This window comes from Paenibacillus sacheonensis, from assembly GCF_009909195.1.
Lineage (GTDB): Bacteria > Bacillota > Bacilli > Paenibacillales > Paenibacillaceae > Paenibacillus_Z > Paenibacillus_Z sacheonensis.
In genome coordinates this window covers 299,577-311,679 of sequence record NZ_JAAAMU010000001.1, presented here as the reverse complement: position 1 = coordinate 311,679, position 12,103 = coordinate 299,577, and the positions used below count along the sequence as shown (strand labels likewise).

The following is a 12,103-nucleotide window of genomic DNA, read 5'->3' as shown; positions in this document are numbered from 1 at the left end:
ATGACGAAAAATTCCTTGAAGAGAAGCATTCCGCACATTGTCCTGTTCGCTTTTCTGATCCTGACCTTGTACCCGTTCTTATTCGTCCTCTTCTCCTCCATCAAGTCCGATAACCAGGCGATCGCGAGCAATCCGTTCGGCTTCCCCGCTTCGTTCCACTTCGAGAATTATCGCGAAGCGTGGGTGAACGCGAAGATCAGCGTCTACTTCTTCAATAGTTTGTACATCTCGACGCTCTGCTCGGTCGTGACGATTCTCTTCTCGTCGATGGGAGCTTATGCGATATCGCGCATACGCTACTTGAGAATCAGCAACGTGATGTACCAGGCGATTCTGATCGGCCTGCTCATTCCGGGCAATGCCTTGCTGCTGCCGATCTTCATCATGCTGAACAAAATGGAATTCTTCGGGCACGCCGTATTGGGCACCCATATGGCGCTTATCCTTCCTTACACCGCCGGGGCGATTCCGTTTACGGTGATCATTCTGGTCGCGTTCATGCGATCGATTCCGGGAGAAATTGAAGAGGCGTCCGTCATGGACGGGTTAAGCGCCAAGGGGATTTTTTCCAAAATCATCATGCCGATTACGGTCCCGGCGCTCGTCACCGTCTTCATCATCAACTTCATCGGCAACTGGAACGAGTTCCTGATGGCGAACTTCTTCATCTCCTCGGATAATCTGCGAACGCTGCCCGTCGGCATGGTCGGTTTCCGCGACATCTATAACACGAATTACGCGCAAATGTCGGCGGGCATCGTGTTCAGCATCCTGCCGGTCATGATCATCTACGCCGTCCTGCAGAAACAGATTATCGAAGGGTTAACGGCTGGCGGCGTGAAAGGCTGAGAGTTTGGTGCGTGAGTCTCGGACGGCTGGCGCGTCAGCCAATGTGCGTGAGCTTCGGGTGCCATATTCTAACGGTTATCAGAGCGGCTATTGGCTGGAAATCAGGGGATTTGAAACTCTAACGGTTATGACGAACGTTAATGGCGGCTATCATCGTCGTTTCTCGCCGAATCGCGCCTAATAAGCTCGATGGCAATCGTTAGCCAATAAATAAGGGCAATTTGAGCCGATTAGCGCCTCTCGCAATCGTTAGAATTTGAAGGCAACCGATCTGGCCGCTTCGAACCCGCTCCTGTCGCGCCGCTGCGACTTGTCCCGGTTATTTGCATTCTGCCAGGGTTACGGAGCAAGAAGGTAAAGGGGCACAAGGTTAAAGCAGCACGATTGTAATCTTCCCTCTATCATGGTATAAATAATTCCATATACGGTGTGAAGCACATGCCGCCTCGGAACGTCTTGTTCAGTCGACAAGAACGGAACGAGGCGGCTTTTTTATTCATCGCATGGGGGGCGGAGCGAAATGAGCAGCAAGTTTGAGGAAACATACCGAGACTGGATGAAGCGGCAAATTGCCGAGGAGAAAAGCCCGCGAAGAAGGGAAATGTTGGAGAAGGGGCTGAGCCACGGAACCGTTGAATTTCTGCGCATGATTTGGTTCCCCGCCATCGGCAGCCTGGAGCACCTCTCCGCCGAATACGAGGTCAGGGACTTTAATAACGGCTACCGTTATCTGGACCTTGCCTATACGCCGGGCCATGCAAAAGGTTGCATTGAAATTCAGGATTATCGAAGTCATGCCAGAGATATCGAGGTCAGCCGCTTCAAGGACTTGTGCATGAAACAGTCCCTTCTTGTCCTGGATGACTGGTTTTTCCTGCCCATCGCTTACTTATCGATCCGGGATGACCCTGGCGTCTGCAAACAGCTCGTCCTTTCCTTCGTCGGAAAATTTCTGGCCCGTTCCGCGCCCAACGAACTTAGCTGGGCCGAAGCCGAAATCGTACGTTACGCACACAGACGGTTACGTCCGATTACGCCGACCGAAACCTCGGCGCATTTGCGTCTGTCCGAGAGTCGCGTGCGCGTTATACTCCACGGCCTGTTAGAGAAACAGCTGCTGGAGGTAGCCAGCGGCAACCAAAGGTACCGTACCTATCGACTAATCAAATAATGAGGGGTAATTAAGCGAGGAGCACGGTGATGTTGGAGAACGGTCGGTACGAACTTGCATCGGTTATGACGTAGTTGGTTGGTTGGGGCATTGTCCGCTAGTAGGTGTTTGTAAGTGCGTATGCCGGTCGGTGCGTGCGTCGGTACCCAACTAAACGACGGCCGAGAGTTTCGGCCGCATTCTAACGGTTATCAGAGGTGCTATTTGCCGGAAATTAGGCCATTTGAAATTCTAACGATTATCATAAACGCTATTGACCGTATATCGCTGCATTCTGAGCGAATAATCACACCTTAAGGTCGCTGGCAACCGTTAGCAATTAAAAAGAGGCATTTTGAGCAGATTAACGATTGTCATAATCGTTAGCGCTTTGTGGCGTCGTCCAGCAGCATTCCATCGCTGCTTTAGGATTTTGCAGCATTCCATCGCTGCTTTAGGATTTTGCAGCGTTTCATCGCCGCTTTAGGGTTATGAAGCATTCCACCTGCTGGATGCCGTAAACGCGAGCTCGCCGGAATACCCGCATCGTCAAAGGCAGGATTGGCAGAGGCGCCGCGCAAAAGAAGCCTGCCGGATTAGATCCGGCAAGCTCCTTTCTTACTGCGCGATCAATACTGCACGCTATCATCGCCGGCCTGCACGATATCGTTGTTTCTTCCATAGACCTGCCCGTTCACTTCCGCATCGACCGAGACCGGAATCTCCACGCCTTCGAAGGCGTTGCCGATGAGATAGACCTCATCGCCGTCGACGATATGGACGCCGACCCTGGAGTTCCGCATGACGTTGTTTACGATCAGGATATCGCGATTATGCTTGCCGTGGAAGCCCGCGGAACGAATGCCGACGCACCCCGACGCGCCATACCTTGGGAAGAATCCGCAATTGTCGAACAAGCAGTCCTTGATCACGATATCCGTCGCATGGCCGCCTTCGGCATGCACGGGCAGCTCGGCGCCGAGCAGGATGCCGGGATTCATCGTATTCTTGTACGTGCAGTTCAGGAAGTAGGCATGATCATAACGGACGAGATGACCCGCGCCCGCGATGTTCACGAACGATGAATCCTTGCAGAGGTAGCGATCCGGTTCCCAGCAGGAGGCTGCTCCCAAGATGCCTTCGCGCATGCCTTCGGGCAAATCCTCCTCGAAGACGATTCGGTAATCATGACCGTGCGCCCCCTTGCCCATATGGCTCCAATCGGCGATACGGCGCAGAAAGACTCGTTCGCCGATATGCAGTTCCACTTGGCTGCCGACGACCAGCGGCGCGAACGTATACTTGCAGAAGAACACGGCTTCGCGGGCATGCAGGACTTGTTTCGCCGACAGCCAGTTGCTGTGCATGTTTTGCCCGTCCATCCTTACGCCTTCGACGATCATCTCGCTAATGTCGATCGTGCCGGTGCATTTGAACAGCTTCCAAGCGTCCCGCGGCGCCGTGAACAACCGGTTCCCGTCCGGCCGGAAGACCATCCGCGATGCCGTTATTCCGCGGCAGCTCTCCGTCAGCATGGCGAATCCATTGGCATTCCTCGTCCGGATATTGTCCATGCGCAGCTCGCCGCACCTGGCGAAATACGTTTGAAAGTCCGTTCTCGCCCCTTGGTGCCACGACAGATGCTCGCCGATCCGAACCTTGGCCGCGACCATCGGACTCTCCAGCGTCAACTGCCGTTCGCCCGACTGCCGGAACAGATTGCCCGCGCCATCGCCGTAGGTCACGCTTTCGCCCGTCAGGCTGCCCGTGGCGGGATCGAACCGGTTCATGCAGTACGCGCCCATCCCGTCGCGGCAGGGATTTCCCTCGAATACGCCGACCACGATATGATGCTCGTCCCTGTGAAGCACTACCCCGGCCGAAGCGTACGCCGGCTCCCGAGTGAACGCCAGATTAAGCAGCGTCAGATCCTTGCAGTCTTCGCACCAAAGAATGGCCGGCAAATAGCCGTGTATTTCCTCGTCGTTGTATCCGACCAGCGTCGTCGCCGGCTCGCCTTGCGCGTCCACCGCGCCTTGAAGCGTCAGATTGCCCGCGCCGAGAATGGCGACATGGCATGCCTTGACGCTCTCTTGCGGGCTGCCGGCATCATGCGCGAAGCCTTCCGTCTGAATGGTGACGGCGCTTTTAAGTACATACCGGACCGGTTCGAAAACAACATGATCCGCGCCTATGGCGATTGCGTGCCGGATAGCCGCCCGAATCCGCTCCGCATCGTCTCCTTGTTCAAAATCTTTCACATAAACGGCTGACGTCCCCTGCACTCAAATTGCACCTCCTCGTTAGCGTTGCCGCTGCCTGTAACGGAACTTCGGCTTCTGTTTCCAACGACCCCTTGGTTCGAAAACCACGCTTGCAGTCTGTTTCTCGTTCTATGTCTGTCCGAAGCGCGGCCTAGCTCTCGAATCGAACCGCATGCCTCCCGGCACCGTAGATCCCGTCCCCGCACAAGGCCATCGCGCCATCCGGCACGGTGATGACCGCCTGCATGATTTCGGGACGCTCGGGACTGCGCTCCACGCGTACGGCCATTGCACCGTATGCCGTCGGAACGGAGCCTTCCGCCCACATCATCCCTTCGGGCAGCAGCGGTTTGATCCTTACCAACCTATTGGCGGCTTCGAGCGGGCGAATCCCGAGAATCACATAGCTAAACGCGTATACCGGCATGCTGCCCCAAGCGTGGGAAGCGGAGCTGAAACAAATCTCGCCGGTCTCGTTCGCGTAAAACAAATCCCACCACTCCCAGACCGAGGTAGCGCCGGCGTCGACCATCCTGCCGTACCGCTCCCGCACCAGCTCCAGCAGCCGGTCCTCTCGATTCAGCTTGAGCAGCGCACGGAATACAACCATCATGAAGAACGGACTGGCCTTGACTGCTCGCGCTTCGGCCTCCGGCGCGAAGACGGCTCTGTAGATGGCATCGCACCGCTCGTCTTCTGCTTCATGCAGCAGCACCAAGGCCAGCGCGTTGCACGACTCGGAGTATAAGACGCTGAGCCTGCCGTCCGCACGGCAATCGGAGTAAGCGCCGATACTCGGAAGCCACAAGGTATTCCGAATGCGATCAGCCAAACGGTTGCATGCCTTCTTGTAATGCTTTTCGGCCTCCCGGTCTCTCAGCCGCTCGGCATACGTCGCCGCGGATTGCATGGCTTCCAGATAGAGCAGATTGAGCGAAGTTACGATTCCTCCCCGCTCGACGTCGGGCCATCTGCCCAGCGGCGCTTCCCCGGCGTCCACGTAAGCCCAATAGGGTACGTCCTCGAGAAGTCCCTCGTCGTTCTCGAATCCGGAAAACCAGCGGAGCGCCTGAATGATGTTCGGCCACCACTCCGCGAGCAGGCCATCGTCGCCGTACGCGCTGACATACTCTCCGAAGGAACTGATCCAATGCAGGCAGAACGAGGGAATCGGCGGATAATTATGATGCCCGTCCGGGTACCGCTGGGCTGTCATGCCCTGCCAATCCTGGGATTGGCCGATCTGCTCCAGAAGCTTGCGATGGAGCCTCCCGTCGCCGGAGTACATCGTCTGGTACAGCGCCTGCCAGCGCCCGTCTCCCATCCACTGCTGCTGCTCGCGGCTCGGGGAGTCGACGAAAGCATCCTGCATGCAGATGCGAACGGTATGTTCGGCGATCTCCCATATCCGCTGGAGCTTAGGGTCGCTGCACCGGAAAACGGCCGGCTGCCCGATCGGGTAACGACGCGTCCGGATGCCGACGCGATGCAGGCAGATCGGCCTGCCATCGGCATGCCGGATTCTGAATTGGACGTACCGGCAGGCTTTCCAGCCGAACCGCACTTCCAGCTGCTGGCGGCCTTCCGCGAGAATAAACCGATCCATGGAACGGTTATTGTTCAGGTTCAGGTAAGCCTTTCCCTCCCACAGCTCCTCCGCGTACACGACATCCACGATCGTTCCGGCGGTTCCGGTCACGTCGAGCTGCAGATAGCCCGGTTCGATTCGGCCGAAATCATAGGTCAGCACCTCGGCTTCATCGGAAAGTCCTCCCCGGGACGAGACGTCATATGGAACGGAAGGTCCATCATCTGCCGCAATCCGAATGCCTTGCGTTTCTTGGATCATATCCACGTGCAGTCGTCCGGACGGCGATTGAAGCGGGCGAACCGAACCTCGGCTTGCCAGCCTGACCGCATCCAGCACCCGCTCTTCCAATAACGGAATCGGCCTGGCGGCAAAATTCCAGAACGGCGACAAGCCGATGCCGCGCTTCTTCGCGGGCTGCCAGTTCGTCTCCGCGAAATCAAGCCGGTGCCAGCCATGAAGCTCGCGCCTCCCGTCATAAACCTCCACCGGTCCCTGGCAGCCGTTCACCCGGGGCGCATCGGCGTCGTAAGCGGCGGATTTCAGGCAGGTCCATGCAGAGTCGGTCCCCACGATAAGCGGCTCAGGCCCTTGAACGTCCGCCTTCAACTCCGCTGCCAGCGCGGGGATGCGGTCGATCGACTGACCGGTCCCGTAGCCGTAATACAGGACCATGACGGCCAGCACGTTCCGCCCCGGCCGAAGCAGGCCCGTCACGTCGAGCTCGTCCACGTACTGCCAGCGAGGATCGCTGCGGCAAGGTCCCCTGCCCGCATACGAGCCGTTCACGTAGAGCATGTACTTGGAATCGGCGAAAATGCGAAGCGTTCCCGACGCCGCCCCAACCTCCGGAAGCTCGAAGGATCGACGAAAATAACAATAGGACTGCACGGGATGCTCGTAGTGGGTTTCCACCTCGTCCGGATGCCAGATAATCCCCGTTTGTTCCGCCCAAGCCATGCGCTCGGGGCGTTTCCGGGCAAAGCGCGATACTGTCACGCATGTTCCCTCGCTTTCTATACCGTTCTAAAGAAAACAGGATGCCAAGCGGCTGGCGCTTCGCATCCTGTCGGAATGACAGCTTATCCCTGCTTCGCAAGGAAGGCGTCGATTTGGCTTTGCAGTTCCGTTTTGATTTTGTCGATGCCGGCTGCCTTCAGCTGTTTTTGCAAGGTTTCCAGGCCTTTGGCCGTATCCGGCACGAGCCCGTATTCCAGCGGCACGCCATAGCGCATCATGACGTTGCCTACGTTGGTCACTTCGTTCAGCACCTTCGAGTTGTCGAAGACGAACGTTTCCAGCGGATAGTGGAATACTTGCGCCGCCCATTTCTTCTCTACGTCCTGCGCCGCTTGCGGGTATGTCGTATCCACGCGGTTCAGCGGGGAGTTCCAGGCCCAGTTGGAGAAGGAGTTGAAATTGCCGTATTTGTCCGTCTTCGTGAACTTATCGTCGCCGACCGGCTCGTAGTTCGTGCCGGCGATGCCGTACATGATCAGGTCATGAAGCGATTTGTCGTTTTGGAGCAAATCCAGCACCATCATCGCGCGTTCCGGCTCCTTGGACGTCGCGTGGATCGCGATGCCGTTTTGCGTGGAGATCGCGGCCGATTTGTGGCTGTCCGGCGTCAGGTCGGCCAATGTCGCCTTCCATTCCGGATGCGTCTTGTCGACTTCCGCCAGGATGCCGCCGAGCGCAGTGACGTTATGCGACATCGAAGCGACCTTGCCCGCTTTGAAGTCTCCCGTGGTATCGCCTTTGTTGGTCAAGGCGTTTCTCGACCAGCCGCCGTTGTCCGCGAGGGATTTGTAATACGTCAACAGGTCTTTGAATTCGGGCGTATCGTAGATGCTGAAGACTTGGCCTTTGGCGTCGTCCACCTTGAACGCGAGCGACGTATCGCCGACCGAGAACCAGTTGTTCTTCTGCAGCAGCAGCTGCTTGTCGAGATTGTGCATCTTGGTATCGCTGGCTTCGAGGCCATACGGCGTCATGCCTTTCTCGTTCTTCGCGACCGCTTCCAAATAAGCTTGGTACGTCTCGGGGCTGTCGATCGGCTGCAGCTTGTATTTCTCGAGCAGGTCGCCGCGGTACAGGATCAGCTTGTCCGTGAATTCTTTGCTTTGGTTTTGAGGGACCATGTACACTTTGCCGTTGACGCGGGCTTGGTCCCATTTGACCTTCGGCATCGCTGCCCATGTCTGCGGCATGTACTTGGCCAGCATGTCGTCCGTCAGCTCGAGGAAACCGCCTTTGTTCGATTGATCGTTGTAGTTAGCCCAATTGGACGTATAGATAAGATCGAAATCTTCGCCTGCCGCGAATTTGAGCGGATACTTCTGACCCCAGTCGGACCAGTCCAGGAACTCGGCATCGATGGTCGCATTGACTTTTTCTTTGAGCTGCTTGTTGATCTCGCCGAATACCTGGTCGTAATCGGCCGGCTTAGGTCCGAGCATGACCATCTTCAGATTGACCGCTTTGGACGTATCGATCGCGTCGTTCGCAGCCTGGTTGTTCGCCGCGCCGCCGTCGTCGCTGCCGGAGCCGTTCGCCGCCGCACCGTTATTCGCGCCGTTGTTGCTCTGACCGCAAGCGCTTAGTACCATCGATGCCGCCAGGACGCCGGTCAATACGAGACCGAGCTTTTTCTTCTTCTTCATCATGTTGATTTCCCCCTTGCTTTGAATGAGAAACGCTATAATAAACCGGGTATCCCCGAGCTTATCCTTTGACCGCGCCGATCGTCAGGCCTTGCACGAAATATTTCTGGATGAACGGATAGGCGAACAGGATCGGGCCGCAGGCGACCACCGTCATCGCCATCTTCAGGCTTTCGCCTGGAATGTTCGCGGAAATGTCCGTCCCCGAGCTGAGCATGGCCTTGCGCATGCCCTCCAGATTGCCAAGCATCTGATACAGGTAATACTGCAAAGGCATCAGCTTGTCGTCCGAGATGAAGAGCAGCGCGCTGTACCAGTCGTTCCAATGGCCGAGCGCAAGGAACAATCCCACGGTCGCCAGCGCCGGCTTGGAGAGCGGAAGAATCAGGCTGAGAAAGATTCGGAAGTCGCCGGCGCCGTCGATCTTGGCCGACTCCGAGATCGCATCCGGAATGCCGGCCAGGAACGCCCGCATGACCATGATATAAAACACGTTAACGAGCGTCGGTATAATGAGCGCGGCAAGCGTGTTCTTCATATCCAGGTAATTCACGATCAATAAGTACCACGGCACGAGTCCGCCGCTGAACAGCGTCGTGAAGAAGAAGTAGAAGGCGAAATGATTGCGCCACTTAAAATCCTTGCGGCAGAGCACGTAAGCCGTCATGGCGGTCAGGAATAACCCGAGTGCCGTTCCGATCGCGGTGACGACGAGCGTCACCCCGTAGGCCCGTACGATATCGTCGGGATATTCGAAGATCATCCGGTAGGCTTCCGCGGAGAATACTTTCGGAATCAGCCCGAAGCCGTTCATGCGAATCGTGTTTTCATCGGTTAACGACGACGAAAGGACGATCACGAACGGAACGACGCAGATAAACGCCATAACCCCCAGCATCGCGTAGCCGATGAGAGATAGAAGGAGCCGGTCCTTCTGCCTGCTGCTTCGCACGCTTAGTCCTTGCATAGGTTTGTCCCCTCCCCGATTAGAATAGTGCGCGATCCTTGTCGTACTTGCGTACCGCGTAATTGACGGCCAAGATGGTCACGAAGCCAAGAACCGACTGGTAGACGCCGGCCGCCGAAGACATGCCGAAATCGTTGGTGTTCATGAGAAGCCGGAAGACAAACGTGTCGATGACGTCCGTCGCCGAGAAGAGCATGCCGTTGTTGCCGATCACGTTATAGAACATGCCGAAATCTCCGCGGAAGATGTTGCCCACAGCCAGCAGCGCCAAGATGATGAAGGTCGGAATCAAGTTCGGAATCGTCACCTTCATGATGCGCTGGAAGACGTTCGCGCCGTCCATCTCCGCCGCTTCGTACATCTCCGTATCGATGCTCGTAATGGCGGCCAAATACATGACCGTGCCGTAGCCGAGCAGCTTCCACGTATGGAAGAATACGAGGATATACGGCCAGTAAGCCGGCGTATTGTAGATGTCGATGCGTTCCATTCCTAACGAAGCCAGTACGTTGTTGATTGCGCCGACGTCGTAACTGAAGAAATTGTATGCGATCGAGCCGACCACGACCCACGAGATGAAATACGGAAGGAACAACGCCGATTGAATGATTTTACGGAACCATTTGCCCCCGACCTCGAACAGCAGGACGGCCGCCGCGATCTGCAGCAGGTTGCCGAGCACCATGAAACCGATGTTGTATAACGCGGTATTTCGGGTAACGCGCCAAGCATCGCCGGATTGGAAGAAGAATTTAAAATTGTCGAACCCCGCCCAAGGACTCCCGAACACGCCGCCCGTGTAATTGAACTGCTTGAAGGCGATCACGATCCCGGCCATCGGAATGTACGAGAACAACAAAACCAACAACACGGCCGGCGAGATCATGATCAGAAGCGTTCGATACTTCGCGACGTCGCGCCAGAAGGAATGCCGTTTCTCTGTCATCATGCTCTACTCCTTTCTTATCTACTGGACTCATTATAAGAAAGAGACAGGATTCGACATAAGTAAGCGAGTCAACGATAACTAAAACAATTCAACGATCGGGTTTAGATTTTATTCTTTTTCCGGTATTCGCCCGGCGTCATGCCCATGGCTTGCTTGAACATGCGGTTAAAGTAAATCACGTTGTTGTAGCCGACCTTGTCCGAAATCTCGTAGATCTTCATCAGCGGATCGTCCAGCATGACGCGGGCCTTCTTGATGCGAACGTCGTTGATGTAGTCGCTGAACGTCATGCCCGTCTCCTCCTTGAACAGATAGCCCAAATAATTCGGCGTAAAATCGAAATGCGTCGCGACCTCCCTCAACGTGACCTTGTGCGCCAGCCGCTCTTCCATGTAGCCGATAATCGCCGCGATCAGCTTGCGGTCCTGCTTGCGCCTCTTGGTGATGAGAAGCTCGGACAGCTCGAAGAACCGTCTCCGCAGCCATGATACGAGATCGGCCATCGTCTCGAATTCGAATAACAGCACGGGTTCTTGCGCCTCCCAGTTCAGCAGCTCGTACAGATTTTCGTTCAGCAGCTGCAAGCCGCCGTGCAGCTTGGACGTGATGCGGACGATCAAATCATAGGCCTCGCTCTTGCGAAGCGGTCCCCCGTCCGGCGAGAATAAAGCCTGCAGGCAATCGTCGATCTTGACCAAATCGTATTCGAGCATCGCTTGGAGCATCGCTTGGACAAGCCGTTCCGTATCCGCCGCTGCCGGCTTCCCCGTCGTCCGCGAAGAAGCGTCGCGAATGACCCTGTCTTTGCCCACGAGCCATTTGATGCTTAGCGCGGTCTCGGCCTGGCGATACGACGCATGAAGGTCCTCCGCGCGATAAGCGCGATCGCCGAGGCCGATCGTGATCGTGAACGGAAAAGCTTTGCGAAACGCAAAAATCATCTTGTCCAGCGAAGCGCCAGCCTCGTCCGCAGCCGTAACCAGCAGGATGAACCTGTCGTTGAACCCGTTCATGAATTCCCCCAGCCCCTCGCTCTGGGCAAAATCCGCGAGGAACGATTCCACCCGCGCCCAGAGCGCCCTCCGTTCCTCGAGTGGCATCTCCTTCGCAAGCCGCTCCCTGTCGTCCGGCTCGATCAGCGCGACGGCGGCGCCTTCCCGAAGGCAGGGGGCGAGAAATTCGGATACCCGATCTTCGGCGGAATTCGGCGACGCTTCGCGGAACCAACGAAGAAGCAACTCCCGCTTCACGTAAGGCAGCGCCTCGCTCGCGGCGGAGCGGCTGCGGCGCTCTTCCCTGATTTTCGCGCACAGGCCGGTCAGCGTCTTCTCCAAGTCGTCGTCGTCGACGGGCTTCAACAAATAATCGTACGCATGCAGCTGGATCGCTTCCTTCGCGTACTGAAAATCATCATGCCCGCTGATGAATACGATGCGGACGTCGGGCTGGATCTCCTTCGCTTTCCGCGCGAACTCCATGCCCGACATGATCGGCATGCGAATATCCGTCAGAATCATGTCGATGCGCTCCCGCTCCATCGCGGCCAGCGCGGCGAAGCCGCTCTTCGCCGCGCCCACGACCCGCAGTCCGTCGTAATTGCCGCTCTCCACCCTCACCTGCAGCCATTCCAAATCGATGGCTTCGTCGTCCACGAGCAATATCGTTATCTCCAT

The 12,103-nt window shown here is 56.6% G+C and carries 8 protein-coding genes; 2 read left to right on the top strand and 6 right to left on the bottom strand.

The genetic code is table 11. From position 1 onward, the window contains the following. Together GT003_RS01190 and GT003_RS01185 are read left to right on the top strand one after the other, a co-directional pair. Positions 1-849: a carbohydrate ABC transporter permease gene (locus GT003_RS01190; RefSeq protein WP_161694263.1), complete on the top strand. Its 849-nt coding sequence runs from the start codon at positions 1-3 to the stop codon at positions 847-849. Between the two features lie 520 nt (positions 850-1,369). Next, complete coding sequence (locus GT003_RS01185; RefSeq protein WP_161693569.1) at positions 1,370-2,020, top strand: transcriptional regulator; 651 nt, start codon at positions 1,370-1,372, stop codon at positions 2,018-2,020. 608 nt (positions 2,021-2,628) lie between these two features. Here GT003_RS01185 and GT003_RS01180 read toward each other — a convergent pair. From GT003_RS01180 to GT003_RS01155, 6 genes are all read right to left on the bottom strand, one after another. Then, positions 2,629-4,284: a hypothetical protein gene (locus GT003_RS01180; RefSeq protein WP_161693567.1), complete on the bottom strand. Its 1,656-nt coding sequence runs from the start codon at positions 4,282-4,284 to the stop codon at positions 2,629-2,631. A 130-nt stretch (positions 4,285-4,414) separates the two neighbouring features. Next, complete coding sequence (locus GT003_RS01175; RefSeq protein ID WP_161693565.1) at positions 4,415-6,850, bottom strand: family 78 glycoside hydrolase catalytic domain; 2,436 nt, start codon at positions 6,848-6,850, stop codon at positions 4,415-4,417. Between the two features lie 83 nt (positions 6,851-6,933). Then, a complete protein-coding gene (locus tag GT003_RS01170; protein WP_161693563.1) occupies positions 6,934-8,517 on the bottom strand; it encodes an ABC transporter substrate-binding protein in 1,584 nt (527 codons plus the stop codon). 58 nt (positions 8,518-8,575) lie between these two features. Then, positions 8,576-9,481 carry a carbohydrate ABC transporter permease gene (locus GT003_RS01165; protein ID WP_161693561.1) on the bottom strand — a complete coding sequence of 302 codons (906 nt, stop codon included), beginning with the start codon at positions 9,479-9,481 and terminating at the stop codon, positions 8,576-8,578. A gap of 19 nt (positions 9,482-9,500) precedes the next feature. Then, a complete protein-coding gene (locus tag GT003_RS01160; RefSeq protein WP_161693559.1) occupies positions 9,501-10,427 on the bottom strand; it encodes an ABC transporter permease in 927 nt (308 codons plus the stop codon). 104 nt (positions 10,428-10,531) lie between these two features. Then, the gene (locus GT003_RS01155) at positions 10,532-12,103 is read right to left on the bottom strand and encodes a response regulator (RefSeq protein ID WP_161693557.1); all 1,572 of its coding nucleotides are present in this window, start codon (positions 12,101-12,103) and stop codon (positions 10,532-10,534) included.